Source organism: Pseudomonas sp. MDT1-85, from assembly GCF_054898065.1.
On the sequence record NZ_CM142715.1, the window covers coordinates 5,688,551 to 5,708,969 of the forward strand.

At 55.3% G+C, this 20,419-nt stretch carries 32 protein-coding genes; 1 reads left to right on the plus strand and 31 read right to left on the minus strand.

Features of this window, described 5'->3' with window-relative positions:
* The first annotated feature begins 50 nt into the window (after window positions 1-50).
* Entirely contained in the window at window positions 51-2,885 is a 2,835-nt protein-coding gene (uvrA, locus tag ACYZT2_RS25610; protein ID WP_461968423.1) for an excinuclease ABC subunit UvrA, read from the plus strand.
* A gap of 156 nt (window positions 2,886-3,041) precedes the next feature.
* On the opposite strand, the gene bfr is transcribed toward uvrA, so the two are convergent.
* The 31 genes from bfr to tuf all read right to left on the minus strand — a co-directional run bounded on the left by bfr (window position 3,042) and on the right by tuf (window position 20,402).
* A complete protein-coding gene (gene bfr, locus ACYZT2_RS25615) occupies window positions 3,042-3,506 on the minus strand; it encodes a bacterioferritin (protein WP_123359019.1) in 465 nt (154 codons plus the stop codon).
* Between the two features lie 155 nt (window positions 3,507-3,661).
* Window positions 3,662-5,110 (minus strand): catalase, encoded by a 1,449-nt coding sequence (locus ACYZT2_RS25620; protein ID WP_461968425.1) that lies wholly within the window; start codon window positions 5,108-5,110, stop codon window positions 3,662-3,664.
* A 237-nt stretch (window positions 5,111-5,347) separates the two neighbouring features.
* Window positions 5,348-5,734, minus strand: coding sequence for a 50S ribosomal protein L17 (gene rplQ, locus ACYZT2_RS25625; RefSeq protein WP_007896790.1), 387 nt, complete (start codon window positions 5,732-5,734; stop codon window positions 5,348-5,350).
* A 42-nt stretch (window positions 5,735-5,776) separates the two neighbouring features.
* Window positions 5,777-6,778, minus strand: coding sequence for a DNA-directed RNA polymerase subunit alpha (locus ACYZT2_RS25630; RefSeq protein WP_003186012.1), 1,002 nt, complete (start codon window positions 6,776-6,778; stop codon window positions 5,777-5,779).
* A gap of 22 nt (window positions 6,779-6,800) precedes the next feature.
* Entirely contained in the window at window positions 6,801-7,421 is a 621-nt protein-coding gene (gene rpsD, locus ACYZT2_RS25635; RefSeq protein WP_003210056.1) for a 30S ribosomal protein S4, read from the minus strand.
* Between the two features lie 18 nt (window positions 7,422-7,439).
* Window positions 7,440-7,829: a 30S ribosomal protein S11 gene (rpsK, locus tag ACYZT2_RS25640; RefSeq protein WP_002555466.1), complete on the minus strand. Its 390-nt coding sequence runs from the start codon at window positions 7,827-7,829 to the stop codon at window positions 7,440-7,442.
* A 30-nt stretch (window positions 7,830-7,859) separates the two neighbouring features.
* A complete protein-coding gene (rpsM, locus tag ACYZT2_RS25645; protein WP_003186020.1) occupies window positions 7,860-8,216 on the minus strand; it encodes a 30S ribosomal protein S13 in 357 nt (118 codons plus the stop codon).
* A 130-nt stretch (window positions 8,217-8,346) separates the two neighbouring features.
* A complete protein-coding gene (gene rpmJ / locus ACYZT2_RS25650) occupies window positions 8,347-8,463 on the minus strand; it encodes a 50S ribosomal protein L36 (RefSeq protein ID WP_002555468.1) in 117 nt (38 codons plus the stop codon).
* A gap of 27 nt (window positions 8,464-8,490) precedes the next feature.
* Window positions 8,491-9,819: a preprotein translocase subunit SecY gene (gene secY, locus ACYZT2_RS25655; RefSeq protein WP_007896784.1), complete on the minus strand. Its 1,329-nt coding sequence runs from the start codon at window positions 9,817-9,819 to the stop codon at window positions 8,491-8,493.
* Window positions 9,820-10,257 (minus strand): 50S ribosomal protein L15, encoded by a 438-nt coding sequence (rplO, locus tag ACYZT2_RS25660; protein WP_007896782.1) that lies wholly within the window; start codon window positions 10,255-10,257, stop codon window positions 9,820-9,822.
* Between the two features lie 3 nt (window positions 10,258-10,260).
* Window positions 10,261-10,437 (minus strand): 50S ribosomal protein L30, encoded by a 177-nt coding sequence (gene rpmD, locus ACYZT2_RS25665; RefSeq protein WP_003186033.1) that lies wholly within the window; start codon window positions 10,435-10,437, stop codon window positions 10,261-10,263.
* Between the two features lie 2 nt (window positions 10,438-10,439).
* Window positions 10,440-10,940 (minus strand): 30S ribosomal protein S5, encoded by a 501-nt coding sequence (rpsE, locus tag ACYZT2_RS25670; RefSeq protein ID WP_003186035.1) that lies wholly within the window; start codon window positions 10,938-10,940, stop codon window positions 10,440-10,442.
* A gap of 3 nt (window positions 10,941-10,943) precedes the next feature.
* Complete coding sequence (gene rplR / locus ACYZT2_RS25675) at window positions 10,944-11,294, minus strand: 50S ribosomal protein L18 (RefSeq protein WP_003186037.1); 351 nt, start codon at window positions 11,292-11,294, stop codon at window positions 10,944-10,946.
* Between the two features lie 10 nt (window positions 11,295-11,304).
* Window positions 11,305-11,838, minus strand: coding sequence for a 50S ribosomal protein L6 (gene rplF, locus ACYZT2_RS25680; RefSeq protein ID WP_003176412.1), 534 nt, complete (start codon window positions 11,836-11,838; stop codon window positions 11,305-11,307).
* Window positions 11,839-11,850: 12 nt separating this feature from the next.
* Complete coding sequence (gene rpsH / locus ACYZT2_RS25685) at window positions 11,851-12,243, minus strand: 30S ribosomal protein S8 (RefSeq protein WP_003186040.1); 393 nt, start codon at window positions 12,241-12,243, stop codon at window positions 11,851-11,853.
* A 209-nt stretch (window positions 12,244-12,452) separates the two neighbouring features.
* Entirely contained in the window at window positions 12,453-12,758 is a 306-nt protein-coding gene (gene rpsN / locus ACYZT2_RS25690) for a 30S ribosomal protein S14 (RefSeq protein ID WP_003176414.1), read from the minus strand.
* 13 nt (window positions 12,759-12,771) lie between these two features.
* Window positions 12,772-13,311 carry a 50S ribosomal protein L5 gene (gene rplE / locus ACYZT2_RS25695; RefSeq protein ID WP_003176415.1) on the minus strand — a complete coding sequence of 180 codons (540 nt, stop codon included), beginning with the start codon at window positions 13,309-13,311 and terminating at the stop codon, window positions 12,772-12,774.
* Between the two features lie 20 nt (window positions 13,312-13,331).
* The gene (gene rplX, locus ACYZT2_RS25700; protein WP_003176416.1) at window positions 13,332-13,646 is read right to left on the minus strand and encodes a 50S ribosomal protein L24; all 315 of its coding nucleotides are present in this window, start codon (window positions 13,644-13,646) and stop codon (window positions 13,332-13,334) included.
* Window positions 13,647-13,657: 11 nt separating this feature from the next.
* Window positions 13,658-14,026 (minus strand): 50S ribosomal protein L14, encoded by a 369-nt coding sequence (gene rplN, locus ACYZT2_RS25705; protein WP_002555479.1) that lies wholly within the window; start codon window positions 14,024-14,026, stop codon window positions 13,658-13,660.
* 23 nt (window positions 14,027-14,049) lie between these two features.
* Window positions 14,050-14,316 carry a 30S ribosomal protein S17 gene (gene rpsQ, locus ACYZT2_RS25710; RefSeq protein ID WP_003176419.1) on the minus strand — a complete coding sequence of 89 codons (267 nt, stop codon included), beginning with the start codon at window positions 14,314-14,316 and terminating at the stop codon, window positions 14,050-14,052.
* Between the two features lie 2 nt (window positions 14,317-14,318).
* Window positions 14,319-14,510, minus strand: a complete 192-nt coding sequence (rpmC, locus tag ACYZT2_RS25715) for a 50S ribosomal protein L29 (protein WP_002555481.1) — start codon at window positions 14,508-14,510, stop codon at window positions 14,319-14,321.
* Window positions 14,510-14,923, minus strand: a complete 414-nt coding sequence (gene rplP, locus ACYZT2_RS25720; protein ID WP_007896757.1) for a 50S ribosomal protein L16 — start codon at window positions 14,921-14,923, stop codon at window positions 14,510-14,512. Before rplP ends, rpmC begins: the two co-directional genes overlap by 1 nt.
* A 12-nt stretch (window positions 14,924-14,935) precedes the next feature.
* A complete protein-coding gene (gene rpsC, locus ACYZT2_RS25725) occupies window positions 14,936-15,622 on the minus strand; it encodes a 30S ribosomal protein S3 (protein WP_003176422.1) in 687 nt (228 codons plus the stop codon).
* Between the two features lie 13 nt (window positions 15,623-15,635).
* A complete protein-coding gene (rplV, locus tag ACYZT2_RS25730) occupies window positions 15,636-15,968 on the minus strand; it encodes a 50S ribosomal protein L22 (RefSeq protein WP_003103908.1) in 333 nt (110 codons plus the stop codon).
* A 13-nt stretch (window positions 15,969-15,981) separates the two neighbouring features.
* The gene (gene rpsS, locus ACYZT2_RS25735; RefSeq protein ID WP_002555486.1) at window positions 15,982-16,257 is read right to left on the minus strand and encodes a 30S ribosomal protein S19; all 276 of its coding nucleotides are present in this window, start codon (window positions 16,255-16,257) and stop codon (window positions 15,982-15,984) included.
* 16 nt (window positions 16,258-16,273) lie between these two features.
* Window positions 16,274-17,098: a 50S ribosomal protein L2 gene (rplB, locus tag ACYZT2_RS25740; protein WP_003176423.1), complete on the minus strand. Its 825-nt coding sequence runs from the start codon at window positions 17,096-17,098 to the stop codon at window positions 16,274-16,276.
* Window positions 17,099-17,112: 14 nt separating this feature from the next.
* Window positions 17,113-17,412: a 50S ribosomal protein L23 gene (gene rplW, locus ACYZT2_RS25745; RefSeq protein WP_002555488.1), complete on the minus strand. Its 300-nt coding sequence runs from the start codon at window positions 17,410-17,412 to the stop codon at window positions 17,113-17,115.
* Window positions 17,409-18,011 (minus strand): 50S ribosomal protein L4, encoded by a 603-nt coding sequence (rplD, locus tag ACYZT2_RS25750; protein WP_007896707.1) that lies wholly within the window; start codon window positions 18,009-18,011, stop codon window positions 17,409-17,411. The genes rplW and rplD overlap by 4 nt, the downstream gene beginning before the upstream one ends.
* Before the next feature lie 12 nt (window positions 18,012-18,023).
* Window positions 18,024-18,659 carry a 50S ribosomal protein L3 gene (gene rplC / locus ACYZT2_RS25755; protein WP_003186059.1) on the minus strand — a complete coding sequence of 212 codons (636 nt, stop codon included), beginning with the start codon at window positions 18,657-18,659 and terminating at the stop codon, window positions 18,024-18,026.
* Between the two features lie 80 nt (window positions 18,660-18,739).
* Window positions 18,740-19,051, minus strand: coding sequence for a 30S ribosomal protein S10 (gene rpsJ / locus ACYZT2_RS25760; RefSeq protein WP_003186070.1), 312 nt, complete (start codon window positions 19,049-19,051; stop codon window positions 18,740-18,742).
* Window positions 19,052-19,208: 157 nt separating this feature from the next.
* A complete protein-coding gene (tuf, locus tag ACYZT2_RS25765; protein WP_461968429.1) occupies window positions 19,209-20,402 on the minus strand; it encodes an elongation factor Tu in 1,194 nt (397 codons plus the stop codon).
* Window positions 20,403-20,419 lie beyond the last annotated feature (17 nt).

Below are 20,419 nucleotides of genomic sequence, written 5' to 3' on the forward strand. Positions count from 1 at the left end.
TATTTGGCCGTATACTCCTACGTTTTCGACGCCCGCCGAGCGAGGCCACTTTGGACAAGATCCTGATTCGTGGGGCCCGAACCCACAACCTGAAGAACATCGACCTGACCCTGCCACGGGACAAACTGATCGTTATCACCGGCCTGTCCGGATCCGGCAAGTCGTCCCTGGCTTTCGACACGCTGTACGCCGAAGGCCAGCGCCGTTATGTCGAATCGCTGTCGGCCTACGCCCGGCAATTCCTGTCTATGATGGAAAAACCTGACGTCGACACCATTGAAGGTCTTTCGCCAGCGATCTCCATCGAACAGAAGTCGACTTCGCACAACCCGCGCTCGACGGTTGGCACCATTACCGAAATCTACGACTACCTGCGCCTGCTCTACGCTCGCGTCGGTATTCCGCGCTGCCCGGACCACGACATTCCGCTGGAAGCCCAGACCGTCAGCCAGATGGTCGACCTGGTGCTGGCACAACCGGAGGGCAGCAAACTGATGCTGCTGGCCCCGGTGATCCGCGAGCGTAAGGGCGAGCACCTTTCGGTCTTCGAAGAACTGCGCGCCCAGGGTTTTGTACGAGCCCGGGTCAACGGCAGGCTCTGCGAGCTGGACGAGTTGCCGAAGCTGGATAAACAGAAGAAGCACTCGATCGATGTCGTGGTCGACCGCTTCAAGGTCCGCGCCGATCTGCAACAGCGTTTGGCTGAGTCGTTCGAGACTGCGTTGAAACTGGCGGACGGCATTGCCCTCGTTGCGCCGATGGATGACGAACCCGGCGAAGAAATCATCTTCTCCGCGCGCTTCGCCTGCCCGATCTGCGGCCATGCCATCAGCGAGCTGGAACCCAAGCTGTTCTCCTTCAACAACCCGGCCGGCGCCTGCCCGACCTGCGATGGCCTCGGGGTTAAACAGTTCTTCGACATCAAACGACTGGTGAACGGTGAGCTAACCCTGGCCGAAGGTGCTATTCGCGGCTGGGACCGGCGCAACGTCTATTACTTCCAGATGCTTGGCTCGCTGGCCTCGCACTACAAATTCAGCCTTGAAGTGCCGTTCAATGACCTGCCGGCCGATCAGCAGAAGTTCATCCTGCACGGCAGTGGCTCGCAGAACGTCGACTTCAAATACCTGAACGACCGTGGCGACATCGTCAAACGGTCGCACCCGTTCGAAGGCATCGTGCCAAACCTGGAACGCCGCTACCGCGAAACCGAATCGGCTTCGGTCCGTGAAGAGCTGGCCAAGTTCCTCAGCACCCAACCCTGCCCGGATTGCCGCGGCACCCGTCTGCGTCGCGAGGCGCGGCACGTGTGGGTTGGCGAGAAGACCTTGCCGGCGGTGACCAATCTGCCGATCGGCGACGCCTGTGAATATTTCGGCGTGCTGAAACTGACCGGTCGCCGTGGCGAGATTGCCGACAAGATTCTCAAGGAAATCCGCGAGCGACTGCAGTTTCTGGTCAACGTCGGCCTGGACTATCTGTCACTGGATCGCAGTGCCGACACGCTGTCCGGCGGCGAAGCCCAGCGGATTCGTCTGGCCAGTCAGATTGGCGCCGGCCTGGTGGGGGTTCTGTACATCCTCGATGAGCCATCGATCGGTCTGCACCAGCGCGATAACGACCGGTTGCTGGGCACCCTCAAGCACCTGCGCGACATCGGCAACACGGTGATCGTGGTCGAGCACGACGAAGACGCGATTCGTCTGGCCGACTATGTGGTGGATATCGGCCCGGGCGCGGGTGTCCACGGTGGGCATATCGTCGCCGAAGGCACGCCGGCCGAGGTCATGGCTCACCCTGATTCGCTGACCGGCAAGTACTTGTCGGGCCGGGTAAAGATCGCAGTTCCAGCCAAACGCACGCCGCGTAACAAGAAGTTGTCGTTGGCCCTCAAAGGCGCTCGCGGCAACAACTTGCGCAACGTTGACCTGGAGATTCCGATCGGTCTGCTGACCTGCGTGACCGGTGTATCCGGTTCGGGCAAGTCAACGCTGATCAACAACACACTGTTTCCTTTGAGCGCTACCGCACTCAATGGAGCAACAACCCTGGAAGCGGCTGCTCACGAGAGCATCAAAGGTCTGGAGCATCTCGATAAAGTCGTCGACATTGACCAGAGCCCGATCGGTCGCACACCACGCTCCAATCCGGCGACCTACACCGGGCTGTTCACGCCGATACGCGAACTGTTCGCAGGTGTGCCGGAATCCCGCTCCCGCGGTTACGGGCCGGGGCGCTTCTCCTTCAACGTGAAGGGCGGACGCTGCGAGGCTTGTCAGGGCGACGGCCTGATCAAGGTGGAGATGCACTTCCTGCCGGACATCTATGTCCCGTGCGACGTCTGCAAGAGCAAGCGTTACAACCGCGAGACGCTGGAGATCAAGTACAAGGGCAAGAACATTCACGAAACCCTCGAGATGACCATCGAGGAAGCCCGGGTGTTCTTCGACGCCGTTCCAGCCTTGGCGCGCAAGCTTCAGACGTTGATGGACGTAGGTCTTTCCTACATCAAGCTCGGGCAATCGGCGACGACACTGTCCGGCGGTGAAGCCCAGCGGGTTAAGCTGTCTCGCGAGCTGTCCAAGCGCGATACCGGCAAGACGCTGTACATCCTCGATGAACCGACCACTGGCCTGCACTTTGCGGATATCCAGCAACTGCTCGACGTGTTGCATCGTCTGCGCGATCACGGCAATACCGTGGTAGTGATCGAGCACAACCTGGACGTGATCAAGACCGCCGACTGGTTGGTAGACCTGGGGCCGGAAGGTGGTTCCAAAGGTGGGCAGATCATTGCCGTCGGTACGCCAGAGGAAGTGTCGGAGATGAAGCAGTCTCACACTGGCTTCTACCTGAAACCGCTGCTGGCTCGCGACAGAGACTGAAACAGGCCTACGAAAAAGCCCCTGTCACTTCATCAGTGACAGGGGCTTTTTTGTGCATTTCTGTAGGAGCGAGGCTTGCCCGCGAAGGCCTCACCTCGGTCTGACTGATGCACCGCGGCGATCCCTTCGCGGGCAAGCCTCGCTCCTACCAAAGCATCAGAACTGGGATTGCAGATAGTTTTCCAGACCAATCAGTTTGATCAGACCCAACTGCTTCTCGAGCCAGTAGGTGTGATCTTCTTCGGTATCGGCCAGCTGAATGCGCAGGATCTCGCGGCTGACGTAATCCTTGTGCAGCTCGCAAAGCTCGATGCCTTTGCACAGAGCTGCGCGAACTTTGTATTCCAGACGCAGGTCAGCGGCGAGCATGTCAGGCACCGTGGTGCCGACATCCAGATCATCCGGACGCATACGCGGGGTGCCTTCGAGCATGAGGATCCGACGCATCAGGGCGTCAGCGTGTTGCGCCTCTTCTTCCATCTCGTGATTGATACGTTCGTAGAGCTCGGTGAAACCCCAGTCCTCGTACATCCGCGAATGGATGAAATATTGATCACGGGCTGCCAGTTCGCCTGTCAGCAATGTGTTGAGGTAATCGATTACGTCTGGGTGACCTTGCATCGCCCTACATCTCCCTGCTTTAAAGTCTGTAGTTTGAACCAACTTGACCGGAAGGTCACTCGCCAGACGCTATAAAAGCGAAGATATTCTTAGAAAAGCAGCTTAAATAACGCAAAAACCGCCCAAATGAGGGCGGTTCTGCTTATCGTTTAGACTTAGTTAAGCTGTACGTTGAGTGCCTTTGCGATTGCTTCTCCATACGCCGGGTCGGCCTTGAAGAAATGCTGCAATTGGCGATCAACCACATCGCTGGAAACTCCTGCCATTGCGCCGGCAATGTTGTTGACCAGCAGGTTTTTCTGCTCATCACTCATCAGGCGGAACAGCGCACCAGCGTGGCTGTAGTAGTCGGTGTCTTCGCGATGATCGTAACGATCAGCCGCGCCGCTCAAGGCCAAAGCAGGTTCCGCGTAGCGCGGTGCCTGTTTCGGTGATTCTACGTAGCTGTTCGGCTCGTAGTTCGGTGCTGCACCACCATTGGCACCAAAGGCCATGGAGCCATCGCGCTGGTAAGTGTTGACCTGGCTGCGAGGTGCATTCACCGGCAGTTGCTGGTGATTGGTGCCAACACGGTAGCGGTGGGCATCAGCGTAAGCGAACACGCGACCTTGCAACATGCGGTCAGGCGACAGACCGACACCCGGGACCATATTGCTCGGACCGAACGCCGCCTGCTCGACTTCGGCGAAGTAGTTCATCGGATTACGGTTGAGCTCCAACTCACCCACTTCGATCAGCGGAAACTCTTTCTGCGACCAGGTTTTGGTCACGTCAAACGGGTTCTCGTAATGAGCCTCGGCTTGAGCCTCGGTCATGATCTGGATATTGACACTCCATTTCGGGAAATCGCCGCGCGCAATGGCGCCGAACAGGTCACGTTGTGCGTAATCCGGATCGGTACCCGCCAGGCGCGCTGCTTCTGCGGGGGTGAGGTTCTTGATCCCTTGTTTGGTTTTGTAGTGCCACTTCACCCAGTGACGCTCGCCATTGGCGTTGATCAGGCTATAGGTGTGGCTGCCGAAGCCGTGCATGTGACGATAACCATCGGGGATGCCGCGATCCGAGAACAGAATGGTGACCTGGTGCAACGCTTCAGGCGCATGCGACCAGAAATCCCACATCATCTGCGCGCTTTTCAAGTTGCTTTGCGGCAGGCGCTTCTGGGTATGGATAAAGTCAGGGAATTTCAGCGGATCACGGATAAAGAACACCGGCGTGTTGTTACCGACGATGTCCCAGTTGCCTTCCTCTGTGTAGAACTTCAGGGCAAAACCGCGTGGATCACGCTCGGTGTCGGCCGAACCGCGTTCGCCGCCCACAGTGGAGAATCGCAGGAAGGTCGGAGTTTGTTTGCCGACAGATTCAAACAGCTGGGCACTGGTGTATTCGGTGATGTCGCGAGTTACGGTGAACGTACCGTAAGCTCCTGAACCTTTGGCGTGTACACGACGCTCAGGAATGTTTTCACGGTTGAAGTGCGCAAGCTTCTCGATCAGGTGGAAATCGTCGAGCAGCAAAGGGCCACGAGGGCCGGCGGAGCGGGAATTCTGGTTGTCGGCGACAGGAGCGCCACTGGCGGTCGTAAGCGTTTTGTTTTGGCTCATGCGATCTCATCCTCTGTCAGTTTTGGAACTGCCGGCTAATCGGCGTGGGAGGAGTATTGACCATCAATCACGACACCTACAAATGCATTAATTTGCAGACATCAATAGAAAAATACTACCAACAATCCCGCTCATATACTGAAGGCATGAACCGCAAGGAAGTTGTACAAACAGCGCGTTTCTTACACGCACAAAAAACCGGGCACTAGGCCCGGTTCCTTGTTTCAGACTGACGTCTTACTCAGCGGATACAGCTTCACCGCCGACAGGACGATCAACCAACTCGACGTACGCCATAGGCGCGTTGTCGCCAGTGCGGAAGCCGCACTTGAGGATGCGCAGATAGCCACCCTCACGGGTAGCGTAACGCTTGCCCAGGTCGTTGAAGAGCTTACCAACGATAGCTTTCGAACGAGTACGGTCGAAAGCCAGACGGCGGTTAGCCAGGCTGTCTGTCTTGGCCAAAGTGATCAGCGGCTCAGCAACGCGGCGCAGTTCTTTGGCTTTGGGCAGTGTAGTTTTGATCAGCTCGTGCTCGAACAGCGACACCGCCATGTTTTGAAACATGGCCTTGCGGTGCGAGCTGGTGCGGCTCAGGTGACGACCACTTTTACGATGACGCATGGTTCATTCCTTACCAAACACAACGTTCGGTGATTACGACGATCAGGCAGTCGCCTTGTCGTCCTTCTTAAGACTTGCAGGCGGCCAGTTGTCGAGGCGCATGCCGAGGGACAGACCGCGGGAGGCCAGAACGTCCTTGATTTCAGTCAAGGATTTCTTGCCAAGGTTCGGAGTCTTCAACAGCTCTACTTCGGTACGCTGAATCAGGTCACCGATGTAGTAGATGTTTTCCGCCTTAAGGCAGTTAGCCGAACGTACAGTCAGTTCCAGATCGTCAACCGGGCGAAGCAGGATCGGATCGATCTCGTCTTCCTGCTCGACAACCACTGGCTCACTGTCACCTTTGAGATCGACGAACGCAGCCAACTGCTGTTGCAGAATGGTTGCAGCACGGCGGATAGCCTCTTCAGGATCCAGGGTACCGTTGGTTTCCAGATCAATAACCAGCTTGTCCAGGTTAGTGCGCTGTTCGACACGGGCGTTTTCCACCACGTATGCGATACGGCGAACTGGGCTGAACGAAGAGTCAAGCTGCAAGCGACCGATGCTGCGGCTTTCGTCTTCATCGCTCTGACGCGAGTCTGCCGGTTCATAACCACGACCACGAGCTACGGTGAGCTTCATGTTCAGGGCGCCGTTAGACGCCAGGTTAGCGATTACGTGATCGGGGTTAACGATCTCGACATCATGATCCAGCTGAATATCGGCAGCGGTAACCACCCCCGAACCCTTCTTCGACAAGGTCAGCGTAACTTCGTCTCGACCGTGCAGCTTGATAGCCAGACCTTTAAGGTTCAACAGGATTTCAATTACGTCTTCCTGTACACCTTCGATGGCGCTGTACTCATGGAGCACACCGTCAATCTCGGCCTCGACTACTGCACAGCCGGGCATTGAGGACAACAGGATGCGGCGCAGCGCGTTGCCCAGGGTGTGGCCGAAACCACGCTCGAGAGGCTCGAGGGTGATCTTGGCGCGGGTTGGACTGACAACCTGCACATCAATATGGCGGGGTGTCAGGAACTCATTTACCGAAATCTGCATGGATGCACCTATTTTCTAGCCCTTACTTGGAGTAGAGCTCGACAATCAGGCTTTCGTTGATGTCGGCGGACAGATCACTGCGAGCAGGAACGTTCTTGAAAACGCCCGACTTCTTCTCAGTGTCTACTTCTACCCATTCTACGCGGCCACGTTGGGCACACAGATCGAGAGCTTGGACAATGCGAAGTTGGTTCTTTGCTTTCTCGCGAATCGCGACCACGTCACCAGCACGAACCTGGTACGACGGCACGTTTACGGTCTGACCGTTAACGCTTACGGATTTGTGCGATACCAGCTGACGGGATTCGGCACGAGTAGAGCCAAAACCCATACGGTATACAACGTTGTCCAGACGGCATTCGAGCAGTTGCAACAGGTTTTCGCCAGTTGCGCCTTTCTTGCCAGCAGCTTCTTTGTAGTAGCCGCTGAATTGACGCTCGAGAACGCCGTAGATACGACGGACCTTCTGCTTTTCACGCAGTTGGGTGCCGTAATCGGACTGGCGACCGCGGCGTTGGCCGTGGATACCAGGTGCTGCTTCAATGTTGCACTTCGATTCGATCGCGCGCACGCCGCTCTTCAAGAAGAGATCGGTGCCTTCGCGACGAGCGAGTTTGCATTTTGGACCAATGTAACGAGCCATTCTTTACAATCTCCTGGATTACACGCGGCGCTTCTTCGGCGGACGGCACCCGTTGTGCGGGATTGGCGTCACGTCGGTGATGCTGGCGATCTTGTAGCCACAGCCGTTCAAAGCGCGGACTGCAGATTCACGACCTGGGCCTGGACCTTTGACGTTAACGTCGAGGTTTTTCAGGCCGTATTCCAGCGCAGCTTGACCAGCACGTTCAGCAGCTACTTGAGCAGCAAACGGGGTGGACTTGCGGGAACCGCGGAAACCCGAACCACCGGAGGTAGCCCAGGAAAGAGCGTTGCCTTGACGGTCGGTGATGGTCACGATTGTGTTGTTAAAAGAAGCATGGATGTGGGCGATGCCATCAACCACTGTCTTTTTAACTTTTTTACGAGGACGAGCAGCAGGTTTAGCCATGATTAATTTCCTGTCGATTCGCTGGGGCGATTACTTGCGGATCGGCTTACGCGGACCTTTACGGGTACGCGCGTTAGTCTTGGTACGCTGACCGCGCACTGGAAGACCACGACGATGACGCAGACCGCGATAGCAACCGAGGTCCATCAAACGCTTGATTTTCATGTTGATTTCGCGGCGCAGGTCACCTTCAGTGGTGAACTTCGCCACTTCGCCACGCAGCTGTTCAATCTGCTCGTCGCTCAGATCTTTGATCTTTGCGGCTGGGTTTACCCCAGTCACTGCACAAATTTTCTGTGCAGTAGTGCGACCAACACCATAGATGTAGGTCAGCGAGATAACAGTATGCTTGTTATCTGGAATGTTAACGCCTGCAATACGGGCCATTCAGTGGGACTCCAATTGACAGCTACCTACGCCCCGGAAGCCAAGAAATAGGGCGCGAGATAATATCGCTGTAATAACAAATAATCAACCCGGCAGCGCACTAGCTGCCGGGCTTGAAGCACAATCACACTCAGCCTTGGCGCTGTTTGTGACGCGGTTCCGCGCTGCAAATTACTCGAACAACACCTTCGCGGCGAATAATCTTGCAGTTACGGCACAGCTTTTTCACCGATGCACGAACTTTCATCACCAACTCCTCGAACCTTATGGGTACTCAGCGCAACATGCCGCTGCCGTAACCCTTCAGGTTGGCTTTCTTCATCAGGGATTCGTACTGGTGCGAAACGAGGTGCGATTGTACTTGAGACATGAAGTCCATCACAACCACGACCACGATCAGCAACGAGGTCCCGCCAAGGTAGAACGGAACGTTTGCTGCAACCACCAGGAACTGGGGCAACAGGCACACGGCCGTCATATATAGAGCACCGAACAGGGTCAAACGAGTCAGAACGCCATCAATGTAGCGCGCAGACTGCTCACCTGGACGGATGCCCGGAATAAAGGCACCGGACTTCTTCAGGTTTTCCGCTACGTCTTTCGGATTGAACATCAACGCCGTATAGAAGAAGCAGAAGAAAATAATCCCTGCACTAAACAGCAGAATATTCAACGGCTGACCAGGAGCGATCGACTGCGAGATGTCCTGCAGCCAGCCCATACCTTCAGACTGACCAAACCAGGTACCCAACGAAGCCGGGAACAGCAAAATGCTGCTCGCGAAAATGGCCGGAATAACACCGGCCATGTTCACCTTCAACGGCAAGTGGCTAGTCTGCGCAGCAAAAACCTTGCGGCCCTGCTGACGCTTGGCGTAATGAACAGCAATACGACGCTGACCACGCTCAATGAACACCACGAAACCGATAATCGCTACTGCCAGCAAACCGATGGCAACCAGGGCAAAAATGTTGATATCACCCTGACGCGCAGACTCGAAAGACTGCCCGATCGCTCTCGGAAGACCGGCGACGATACCTGCGAAAATCAACATCGAGATACCGTTGCCAACACCACGCTCAGTAATCTGCTCACCCAGCCACATCATGAACATCGCACCAGCCACAAACGTGGATACCGCGACGAAATGGAAGCCAAAGTCACCAGTGAACGCAACGCCCTGCCCTGCCAGACCAATGGACATGCCAATTGCCTGAACGAGAGCGAGAACGACAGTGCCGTAGCGGGTGTACTGAGCAATCTTGCGACGCCCAGCTTCACCTTCCTTCTTCAACTGTTCCAGCTGCGGGCTGACGGCGGTCATCAGCTGCATGATGATCGATGCCGAAATGTACGGCATGATCCCCAGTGCAAAGATGCTCATCCGTTCCAGCGCGCCGCCGGAAAACATGTTGAACAAGCTAAGAATGGTCCCCTCATTCTGTCGAAACAGGTCCGCGAGTCGGTCCGGGTTGATACCTGGAACCGGGATGTGTGCGCCTATTCGGTAGACGATAATCGCCAAGAATAGAAAACGCAGACGAGCCCAGAGTTCAGACATACCGCCTTTGCCGAGCGCAGAGAGAGCACCTTGCTTAGCCATTTATTCCTCGAACTTGCCGCCAGCTGCTTCGATAGCCGCACGCGCACCTTTGGTGGCGCCGATTCCCTTTCCGATGGTGACAGCGCGAGTAACTTCGCCGGACAGCATGATTTTCACACGCTGTACGTTGACGTTGATCACGTTGGCATCTTTCAGGGACTGCACGGTGACGATGTCGCCTTCCACTTTAGCCAGCTCGGACAAACGCACTTCTGCGCGATCCATGGCTTTCAGGGAAACGAAACCGAACTTCGGCAGGCGACGATGCAGCGGCTGTTGACCGCCTTCAAAGCCTGGAGCAATGGTGCCACCGGAGCGGGAGGACTGACCTTTGTGGCCACGGCCACCGGTCTTGCCCAAACCACTACCGATACCACGGCCCGGACGATGCTTTTCGCGACGGGAACCCGGCGCTGGACTCAGATCATTGAGTTTCATCGATTAACCCTCGACACGCAGCATGTAGTAAGCCTTGTTGATCATCCCGCGATTCTCGGGAGTATCAAGTACTTCTACAGTGTGACCGATGCGACGCAGACCCAGACCCTTAACGCACAGTTTGTGGTTAGGGATGCGGCCGGTCATGCTTTTGATCAGCGTAACTTTAACGGTAGCCATGATCAGAAGATCTCCTTGACGCTTTTGCCACGCTTGGCGGCAATGGATTCAGGAGACTGCATAGCTTTCAAACCTTTGAAAGTGGCGTGAACCACGTTTACCGGGTTAGTCGAGCCGTAGCACTTGGCCAGAACGTTCTGAACGCCAGCAACTTCGAGGACAGCACGCATAGCGCCGCCAGCGATGATACCGGTACCTTCAGAAGCAGGCTGCATGTACACCTTGGAAGCGCCATGGGCGGACTTCATTGCGTACTGCAGAGTGGTGCCGTTCAGATCAACTTGGATCATGTTGCGACGAGCAGCTTCCATTGCCTTCTGGATCGCAGCAGGCACTTCACGCGACTTGCCACGGCCGAAGCCAACACGCCCTTTACCATCACCAACCACGGTCAACGCGGTGAAAGTGAAGATACGGCCGCCTTTAACGGTTTTGGCTACGCGGTTAACTTGAACCAGCTTCTCGATGTAGCCTTCGTCGCGCTTTTGGTCGTTATTTGACATAACTTAGAACTCCAGCCCAGCTTCACGAGCAGCATCAGCCAGCGCCTTGACGCGGCCGTGGTACTTGAAGCCAGAGCGGTCGAAAGCCACCTGCGAGACGCCAGCGGCTTTAGCACGCGTAGCGACCAGCTGGCCAACCTTAGTGGCCGCGTCGATGTTGCCAGTGGCGCCATCACGCAGTTCTTTATCCAAAGTCGAGGCACTTGCCAGGACTTTGTTGCCGTCGGCCGAAATGACCTGGGCGTAGATGTGCTGCGACGAGCGGAACACGCAGAGACGCACGACTTCGAGTTCGTGCATTTTCAGGCGTGCTTTGCGAGCGCGACGCAGTCGAGTAACTTTTTTGTCGGTCATTTGCTATGCCCTACTTCTTCTTGGCTTCTTTACGACGGACGACTTCGTCCGCGTAGCGCACACCTTTGCCTTTGTACGGCTCTGGTGGACGGAAGTCGCGGATCTCGGCGGCCACTTGACCTACCAGCTGCTTATCGATGCCCTTGATCAGGATATCGGTCTGGCTAGGAGTCTCAGCGGTGATGCCTTCCGGCAGTTCATAATCCACTGGGTGCGAGAAGCCAAGAGCTAGGTTCAGCACTGTGCCTTTTGCTTGCGCTTTGTAACCAACACCGACCAGCTGGAGCTTGCGCTCGAAGCCTTGGCTTACGCCTTGGACCATGTTGTTAACCAACGCACGAGTGGTACCAGCCATTGCGCGAGTTTGTTGATCGCCATTGCGAGCAGCGAAACGCAGCTCACCAGCTTCTTCAACGATCTCAACGGACGAATGGATGTTCAGTTCAAGAGTACCCTTGGCACCCTTCACCGAAAGCTGTTGGCCTGCGAATTTGACTTCGACACCGGCTGGCAGCTTAACGGGGTTCTTAGCGACGCGTGACATGCTTATCCCCCCTTAGAACACAGTGCAAAGAACTTCGCCGCCGACACCGGCAGCGCGCGCAGCACGATCCGTCATCACACCTTTGTTGGTGGAGACGATAGACACACCGAGACCGCCACGAACTTTTGGCAGATCATCGACGGACTTGTACTGACGCAGGCCTGGACGGCTAACGCGCTTCACTTCCTCGATGACCGGACGGCCTTCGAAGTACTTCAGCTCGATGGACAGCAGTGGTTTGATTTCGCTGCTGATCTGATAACCCGCAATGTAACCTTCGTCCTTCAGGACTTTGGCAACAGCTACCTTCAAAGTAGAAGATGGCATGCTTACGACGGACTTTTCAGCCATCTGGGCATTACGGATTCGAGTTAGCATGTCCGCTAACGGGTCCTGCATACTCATGGGCTAGACGCTCCTAATACAAAAAAATTAGCCTTGCGGCTACTACGTGTCGCCGAGTACATCCGCGCGAAAAAAGCACGGGCTCAGGCGAGCCGGGTATTCTAGACACACCCCACAAATGAATCAAGCCCCAATAGGGGCTTGATTCAAGTTCAAGGTCACCGGCGGTCAGGATCTTGCGATCCCGAATACCGAGACTTTGATAGTGCTTACCAGCTGGCTTTAACCAGACCAGGTACGTCACCACGCATTGCAGCTTCACGCAGTTTGTTACGGCCGAGGCCGAACTTGCGGTAAACGCCGTGTGGACGACCGGTCAGGCGGCAGCGGTTACGCATGCGCGAGGCGCTTGCGTCACGTGGCTGCTTCTGCAGAGCTACTGTAGCTTCCCAACGCGCTTCTGGACTTGCGTTCAGATCAACGATGATAGCTTTCAGTGCTGCACGCTTTTTGGCGTACTTGGCAACCGTGAGCTGACGCTTCAGCTCGCGGTTTTTCATGCTCATCTTGGCCATTTTCCTACTCCAATCAGTTGCGGAACGGGAATTTGAAAGCACGCAGCAGAGCGCGACCTTCATCATCGTTCTTGGCAGTGGTGGTCAGGGTAATGTCCAGACCGCGGAGAGCATCGATCTTGTCGTAGTCGATTTCCGGGAAGATGATCTGCTCTTTAACGCCCATGCTGTAGTTACCACGACCATCGAAGGACTTGGCATTCAGGCCGCGGAAGTCGCGAACCCGAGGCAGGGAGATCGACAGCAGACGATCCAGGAATTCGTACATACGCTCACGGCGCAGAGTCACTTTGACGCCGATCGGCCAACCTTCACGGACTTTAAAGCCAGCGATGGATTTCCGAGCGTAAGTCACAACGACTTTCTGACCGGTGATCTTTTCCAGGTCGGCAACAGCGTGCTCGATGACTTTCTTGTCACCGACCGCTTCGCCCAGACCCATGTTCAGGGTGATTTTTGTAACGCGTGGAACTTCCATCACGTTCGAAAGCTTAAGTTCTTCCTTAAGCTTCGGTGCGATTTCCTTCCAGTAAATCTCTTTTAGTCGTGCCATGGTCTTCTACCTAGCAGTGTTCAAGCATCAACCGCTTTTTGGGTCGACTTGAAGACACGAATTTTCTTGCCGTCTTCTACTTTGAAACCAACGCGGTCAGCCTTGTTGGTTTCGCCGTTGAAAATGGCGACGTTAGAAGCATCCAGCGGAGCTTCTTTTTCGACGATACCGCCCTGCACGCCCGACATCGGGTTAGGCTTGGTATGACGCTTAACCAGGTTCAGACCACCAATAACCAAACGGTTGTTAGCGAGAACCTTAAGCACCTTACCGCGCTTACCTTTGTCTTTGCCGGCGATCACGATGATCTCGTCGTCACGACGAATCTTTTGCATGTCGGATCTCCTTACAGCACTTCTGGGGCGAGCGAGACGATCTTCATGAACTTCTCAGTACGAAGTTCACGGGTCACTGGCCCAAAGATACGGGTGCCGATCGGCTCTTGCTTGTTGTTCAGAAGAACAGCAGCGTTGCCATCAAAGCGGATAATGGAGCCATCAGCACGGCGAACGCCGTGACGAGTGCGGACTACTACTGCAGTCATCACTTGGCCTTTTTTCACTTTACCGCGAGGAATTGCTTCCTTCACGGTAACTTTGATGATGTCACCGATACCAGCGTAACGACGATGGGAGCCACCCAGCACCTTGATGCACATAACACGGCGAGCGCCGCTGTTATCGGCCACATCGAGCATGGATTGAGTCTGAATCATATAATTTCTCCGACCCCTAGTCCTTAGACTTCCACAGCGCGTTCGAGAACATCAACCAGCGCCCAAGACTTGGTCTTGGCCAAAGGACGAGTTTCACGAATAGTGACTTTGTCGCCGATGTGGCACTGATTGGTTTCGTCGTGCGCGTGCAGCTTAGTCGAACGCTTAACGTATTTACCGTAGATCGGGTGCTTAACGCGACGCTCGATCAGAACGGTGATGGTTTTGTCCATCTTGTCGCTGACAACACGGCCAGTCAGCGTACGGACAGTTTTTTCGGCTTCAGCCATGATTACTTACCTGCCTGCTGGTTGAGCACAGTCTTCACGCGAGCGATGTCACGCTTAACTTGCGAGAGCAGATGAGACTGCCCCAACTGGCCAGTTGCTTTCTGCATACGCAGATTGAACTGGTCGCGCAGCAAGCCGAGCAGTTGCTCGTTCAGCTGCTGTGCGGATTTTTCACGAAGTTCATTCGCTTTCATCACATCACCGTCCGTTTAACAAAGGCGGTGGCGAGCGGCAGCTTTGCAGCAGCCAGGGCAAAAGCCTCACGCGCCAGCTCTTCAGAAACACCCTCGATTTCATACAGGACTTTGCCTGGCTGAATCTGGGCAACCCAGTACTCCACACTACCCTTACCTTTACCCATCCGAACTTCGAGTGGCTTTTTGGAAATAGGCTTGTCCGGGAATACACGGATCCAGATCTTGCCGCCACGTTTAACGTGACGGGTCAGAGCACGACGCGCTGACTCGATCTGACGAGCGGTGAGACGACCACGAGCTACAGACTTCAGCGCGAACTCGCCGAAGCTGACTTTGCTACCGCGCTGAGCCAGACCACGGTTGTGGCCTGTCATCTGCTTGCGGAACTTCGTACGCTTTGGTTGCAACATTTGGCGTACCCCTTACTTAGCAGCTTTTTTACGAGGCGCTGGTGCTTGTGGTTTCAGCTCTTCTTGGCGACCACCAATTACTTCGCCTTTGAAGATCCAAACCTTTACACCGATCACACCATAAGTGGTGTGAGCTTCGTAGTTGGCATAGTCGATGTCGGCACGCAGGGTGTGCAGTGGCACACGACCTTCGCGATACCATTCAGTACGTGCGATTTCAGCACCGCCGAGACGACCGCTCACTTGGATTTTGATGCCTTTGGCACCAATGCGCATGGCGTTCTGAACAGCGCGCTTCATAGCGCGACGGAACATTACGCGACGCTCCAGCTGCTGAGCTACGCTCTGCGCAACCAGCATACCGTCGAGCTCCGGCTTGCGGATCTCTTCGATATTGATGTGCACAGGCACACCCATTTGCTTGGTCAGGTCCTGACGCAGCTTCTCAACATCTTCACCTTTCTTCCCGATAACGATACCTGGACGAGCGGTGTGGATGGTGATACGTGCAGTCTGAGCCGGACGATGGATATCGATACGGCTTACGGACGCGCTTTTTAGTTTGTCTTGGAGATACTCACGCACCTTCAGATCAGCGAACAAATAGTCCGCATAAGTCCGACCGTCTGCGTACCAGACGGAGGTGTGCTCCTTGACGATTCCCAGGCGAATGCCAATGGGATGTACTTTCTGACCCATCTCTTCGACTCCGTTACTTGTCAGCAACCTTGACAGTGATATGGCAAGACCGCTTGACGATGCGATCAGCACGGCCTTTGGCACGTGGCATGATTCGCTTCAGCGAACGCCCTTCGTTGACGAAAACGGTGCTGACCTTCAGGTCATCAACGTCTGCGCCTTCGTTATGCTCGGCGTTGGCTACGGCCGACTCCAGCACTTTCTTCATGATCTCGGCGGCTTTCTTACTGCTGAAAGCCAACAGGTTGAGCGCTTCGCCCACCTTCTTCCCGCGGATCTGGTCGGCGACCAAGCGGGCTTTCTGGGCGGAGATTCGAGCGCCCGACAACTTAGCGGCTACTTCCATCGTTCCTTACCCCTTAACGCTTGGCTTTCTTGTCTGCCACGTGCCCACGATATGTGCGGGTACCGGCAAACTCGCCCAGTTTGTGGCCGACCATGTCTTCGTTCACGAGAACTGGAACATGTTGACGACCGTTATGCACTGCAATGGTCAGACCGACCATTTGTGGCAGGATCATCGAACGACGCGACCAGGTCTTAACTGGTTTGCGATCGTTCTTCTCCGCCGCCACTTCGATCTTCTTCAGTAGGTGAAGATCGATAAAAGGACCTTTTTTCAGAGAACGTGGCACTGTCGTATCCCTCTATTTACTTGCGACGACGGACGATCATTTTGTCGGTACGCTTATTACCACGAGTCTTCGCGCCCTTAGTCGGGAAGCCCCATGGCGATACCGGATGACGACCACCAGAGGTACGACCTTCACCACCACCATGTGGGTGGTCAACCGGGTTCATGGCAACACCACGAACGGTTGGGCGAACGCCACGCCAGCGTTTGGCACCAGCTTTACCCAGCGAACGCAGGCTGTGCTCGGAGTTCGAGACTTCACCCAGGGTCGCGCGGCATTCAGCCAGCACTTTACGCATCTCACCAGAACGCAGACGCAGGGTCACGTAGACACCTTCACGAGCGATCAGCTGAGCCGAAGCACCAGCGGAACGAGCGATTTGCGCGCCTTTACCTGGCTTCAATTCGATGCCGTGTACGGTGCTACCAACTGGAATGTTACGCAGTTGCAGAGCGTTGCCCGGCTTGATCGGTGCCAAAGCACCTGCGATCAGCTGGTCACCAGCACTCACGCCTTTAGGGGCGATGATGTAGCGACGCTCGCCATCTGCGTACAGCAGCAGAGCGATGTGAGCAGTACGGTTTGGATCGTATTCAATACGCTCGACAGTGGCAGAGATGCCATCTTTGTCGTTGCGACGGAAATCGACCAGACGATAATGCTGCTTATGGCCACCACCGATGTGACGAGTGGTAATACGACCATTGTTGTTACGACCACCAGTCTTCGATTTTTTCTCGAGCAGCGGTGCGTGAGGAGCGCCTTTATGCAGCTCCTGGTTGACCACCTTGACCACAAAACGGCGGCCAGGGGAAGTCGGTTTGCATTTAACGATTGCCATGATGCACCCCCTCCTTACTCAGCACTGCTGCTGAAATCGAGATCTTGGCCTGGCTGAAGGGAGATAACTGCCTTCTTCCAGTCATTACGCTTGCCCAGACCGCGAGCAGTGCGCTTGCTCTTACCCAGAACATTCAGGGTAGTAACACGCTCTACTTTCACGCTGAACAGGCTTTCGACGGCCTTCTTGATTTCCAGCTTGGTTGCGTCAGTTGCAACCTTGAAAACGAACTGGCCTTTCTTGTCAGCCAGAACCGTAGCCTTCTCGGAAACGTGCGGGCCGAGCAGAACTTTAAATACGCGTTCCTGGTTCATCCCAGCAGCTCCTCGAATTTCTTCACGGCCGACACGGTGATCAACACCTTGTCGTATGCGATCAGACTAACTGGATCGGAACCTTGCACGTCACGTACATCAACGTGTGGCAGGTTGCGAGCAGCCAGGTACAGGTTCTGATCAACCACTTCAGACACGATCAAGACGTCAGTCAGGCCCATGCCGGTCAGTTTGTTCAGCAGATCTTTGGTCTTCGGTGCATCAACAGCGAAGTCCTGAACCACAACCAGACGATCAGTACGCACCAGCTCAGCAAGGATGGAACGCATTGCTGCGCGATACATCTTCTTGTTCAGCTTCTGGGTGTGATCCTGAGGACGAGCTGCGAAAGTGGTACCGCCGCCACGCCAGATTGGGCTACGGATAGTACCGGCACGAGCACGGCCAGTACCTTTCTGACGCCATGGGCGCTTACCGCCACCACGAACGTCGGAACGGGTCTTTTGCTGCTTGCTACCTTGACGGCCGCCGGCCATGTAGGCCACGACTGCCTGGTGAACCAGCGTCTCGTTGAATTCGCCGCCAAATGTCAGTTCGGAAACTTCGATCGCTTGAGCGTCATTTACATTTAATTGCATGTCAGCTTCCCCTTAACCGCGAGCCTTGGCTGCTGGACGTACAACCAAGTTGCCGCCAGTAGCGCCAGGAACAGCACCCTTGACCAACAACAGATTGCGTTCAGCGTCCACGCGCACTACTTCGAGGGACTGCACGGTCACGCGCTCAGCGCCCATATGACCGGACATTTTTTTGCCCTTGAATACACGACCAGGAGTCTGGCACTGGCCGATAGAGCCTGGAACGCGGTGGGACACGGAGTTACCGTGGGTATTATCTTGCCCGCGGAAGTTCCAACGCTTGATCGTACCCTGGAAGCCTTTACCTTTGGACTGACCGGTTACATCAACCAGTTGACCAGCAGCGAAGATTTCAGCGTTGATCAGATCGCCGGCCTGGTACTCGCCTTCTTCAAGACGGAATTCCATTACGGTACGACCAGCGGCAACGTTCGCTTTAGCGAAGTGGCCAGCCTGAGCAGCTGTAACACGCGAAGCACGACGCTCGCCTACAGTGACTTGCACTGCACGATAGCCATCGGTCTCTTCAGTTTTGAACTGGGTGACGCGATTCGGCTCGATCTCAATGACCGTGACCGGAATGGAGACACCTTCTTCGGTGAAAATACGGGTCATACCGCATTTACGACCGACTACACCAATAGTCATGTTGTAAACCTCATGAGTGTACGGGGCTTTCACCCGCTATGGCCGCCCATTTCAGAGCGTTACACGACTAAGACCGAGTCTTAGCCGAGGCTGATCTGCACTTCCACACCGGCCGCAAGATCAAGCTTCATAAGTGCATCAACGGTTTTATCCGTTGGCTGGACGATGTCCAGAACGCGCTTATGAGTACGGATCTCGTACTGGTCACGCGCGTCTTTGTTGACGTGCGGGGAGACCAGAACGGTGAACCGCTCTTTACGGGTAGGCAGTGGAATTGGACCACGCACTTGAGCACCAGTACGTTTCGCGGTTTCCACGATTTCCTGGGTGGATTGGTCGATCAGGCGATGGTCAAAAGCCTTCAACCTGATACGGATTTGCTGATTTTGCATTGGATTTCAGACTCCGGCTGCTATTCCCACCGAGCGCAATACGCCCGTTAAAAGGAGGCGCAATTCTATAGACGCCCCATATAGGTGTCAACCCAATAAAAAAGCCCCCGCTAAGCGGAGGCTTTTTCAACTCATCGAAGCTTACTCAAAAAAGAGCTTACTCGATGATTTTGGCTACGACGCCAGCGCCGACGGTACGACCGCCTTCACGGATAGCGAAACGCAGACCGTCTTCCATTGCGATGGTCTTGATCAGGGTGACAACCATTTTGATGTTGTCGCCTGGCATTACCATTTCAACGCCTTCCGGCAGTTCGCAGTTACCAGTCACGTCAGTAGTACGGAAGTAGAACTGTGGACGGTAGCCTTTGAAGAACGGAGTGTGACGACCGCCTTCTTCTTTGCTCAGAACGTAGACTTCAGCTTCGAACTTGGTGTGTGGCTTGACCGAACCTGGCTTGACCAGAACCTGGCCACGCTCAACGTCGTCACGCTTGGTGCCGCGCAGCAGCACGCCGCAGTTCTCGCCAGCACGACCTTCGTCGAGCAGCTTACGGAACATTTCAACACCGGTGCAGGTGGTGACGGTAGTGTCACGCAGACCAACGATTTCCAGTGGATCCTGAACCTTGACGATACCGCGCTCGATACGGCCAGTTACAACAGTACCGCGACCGGAGATCGAGAATACGTCTTCGATTGGCATCAGGAACGGCTTGTCGATAACACGGACTGGATCCGGGATGTAGCTGTCCAGAGTCTCAACCAGTTTACGAACGGCAGTGGTGCCCATTTCGTTGTCGTCTTGGCCGTTCAGAGCCATCAGAGCCGAACCGATGATGATCGGAGTGTCGTCACCTGGGAAGTCGTAAGTGCTCAGCAGATCGCGCACTTCCATCTCAACCAGCTCCAGCAGCTCAGCGTCGTCAACCATGTCAGCCTTGTTCAGGAAGACAACGATGTACGGAACGCCAACCTGACGGGACAGCAGGATGTGCTCACGAGTTTGTGGCATCGGACCATCAGCGGCCGAGCAAACCAGGATAGCGCCGTCCATCTGAGCAGCACCGGTGATCATGTTCTTCACATAGTCAGCGTGACCTGGGCAGTCAACATGAGCGTAGTGACGGATCAGCGAGTTGTATTCAACGTGCGCGGTGTTGATGGTGATACCACGAGCTTTTTCTTCCGGAGCGCTGTCGATCTTGTCGAAAGCAACAGCGGCCGAACCGAAAACTTCGGAGCAGACGCGAGTCAGAGCAGCGGTCAGCGTGGTTTTACCGTGGTCGACGTGACCGATGGTGCCAACGTTGACGTGCGGGAGGGTACGGTCAAATTTTTCTTTAGCCACGACAATTAACTCCTAGC

Coding starts and splice junctions, on each gene's coding strand:
- bfr (WP_123359019.1), bottom strand. CDS start 3,506: ATGCAAGGTCACCCAGACGTAATCGATTACCTCAACACATTGCTGACA.
- ACYZT2_RS25620 (WP_461968425.1), bottom strand. CDS start 5,110: ATGAGCCAAAACAAAACGCTTACGACCGCCAGTGGCGCTCCTGTCGCC.
- rplQ (WP_007896790.1), bottom strand. CDS start 5,734: ATGCGTCATCGTAAAAGTGGTCGTCACCTGAGCCGCACCAGCTCGCAC.
- ACYZT2_RS25630 (WP_003186012.1), bottom strand. CDS start 6,778: ATGCAGATTTCGGTAAATGAGTTCCTGACACCCCGCCATATTGATGTG.
- rpsD (WP_003210056.1), bottom strand. CDS start 7,421: ATGGCTCGTTACATTGGTCCAAAATGCAAACTCGCTCGTCGCGAAGGC.
- rpsK (WP_002555466.1), bottom strand. CDS start 7,829: ATGGCTAAACCTGCTGCTCGTCCTCGTAAAAAAGTTAAAAAGACAGTG.
- rpsM (WP_003186020.1), bottom strand. CDS start 8,216: ATGGCCCGTATTGCAGGCGTTAACATTCCAGATAACAAGCATACTGTT.
- rpmJ (WP_002555468.1), bottom strand. CDS start 8,463: ATGAAAGTTCGTGCATCGGTGAAAAAGCTGTGCCGTAACTGCAAGATT.
- secY (WP_007896784.1), bottom strand. CDS start 9,819: ATGGCTAAGCAAGGTGCTCTCTCTGCGCTCGGCAAAGGCGGTATGTCT.
- rplO (WP_007896782.1), bottom strand. CDS start 10,257: ATGAAACTCAATGATCTGAGTCCAGCGCCGGGTTCCCGTCGCGAAAAG.
- rpmD (WP_003186033.1), bottom strand. CDS start 10,437: ATGGCTACCGTTAAAGTTACGCTGATCAAAAGCATGACCGGCCGCATC.
- rpsE (WP_003186035.1), bottom strand. CDS start 10,940: ATGTCAAATAACGACCAAAAGCGCGACGAAGGCTACATCGAGAAGCTG.
- rplR (WP_003186037.1), bottom strand. CDS start 11,294: ATGACCGACAAAAAAGTTACTCGACTGCGTCGCGCTCGCAAAGCACGC.
- rplF (WP_003176412.1), bottom strand. CDS start 11,838: ATGTCACGCGTCGCTAAGAACCCCGTTAAGCTGCCAGCCGGTGTCGAA.
- rpsH (WP_003186040.1), bottom strand. CDS start 12,243: ATGAGTATGCAGGACCCGTTAGCGGACATGCTAACTCGAATCCGTAAT.
- rpsN (WP_003176414.1), bottom strand. CDS start 12,758: ATGGCCAAGATGAGCATGAAAAACCGCGAGCTGAAGCGTCAGCTCACG.
- rplE (WP_003176415.1), bottom strand. CDS start 13,311: ATGGCACGACTAAAAGAGATTTACTGGAAGGAAATCGCACCGAAGCTT.
- rplX (WP_003176416.1), bottom strand. CDS start 13,646: ATGCAAAAGATTCGTCGTGACGACGAGATCATCGTGATCGCCGGCAAA.
- rplN (WP_002555479.1), bottom strand. CDS start 14,026: ATGATTCAGACTCAATCCATGCTCGATGTGGCCGATAACAGCGGCGCT.
- rpsQ (WP_003176419.1), bottom strand. CDS start 14,316: ATGGCTGAAGCCGAAAAAACTGTCCGTACGCTGACTGGCCGTGTTGTC.
- rpmC (WP_002555481.1), bottom strand. CDS start 14,510: ATGAAAGCGAATGAACTTCGTGAAAAATCCGCACAGCAGCTGAACGAG.
- rplP (WP_007896757.1), bottom strand. CDS start 14,923: ATGTTGCAACCAAAGCGTACGAAGTTCCGCAAGCAGATGACAGGCCAC.
- rpsC (WP_003176422.1), bottom strand. CDS start 15,622: ATGGGTCAGAAAGTACATCCCATTGGCATTCGCCTGGGAATCGTCAAG.
- rplV (WP_003103908.1), bottom strand. CDS start 15,968: ATGGAAGTAGCCGCTAAGTTGTCGGGCGCTCGAATCTCCGCCCAGAAA.
- rplB (WP_003176423.1), bottom strand. CDS start 17,098: ATGGCAATCGTTAAATGCAAACCGACTTCCCCTGGCCGCCGTTTTGTG.
- rplW (WP_002555488.1), bottom strand. CDS start 17,412: ATGAACCAGGAACGCGTATTTAAAGTTCTGCTCGGCCCGCACGTTTCC.
- rplD (WP_007896707.1), bottom strand. CDS start 18,011: ATGCAATTAAATGTAAATGACGCTCAAGCGATCGAAGTTTCCGAACTG.
- rplC (WP_003186059.1), bottom strand. CDS start 18,659: ATGACTATTGGTGTAGTCGGTCGTAAATGCGGTATGACCCGTATTTTC.
- rpsJ (WP_003186070.1), bottom strand. CDS start 19,051: ATGCAAAATCAGCAAATCCGTATCAGGTTGAAGGCTTTTGACCATCGC.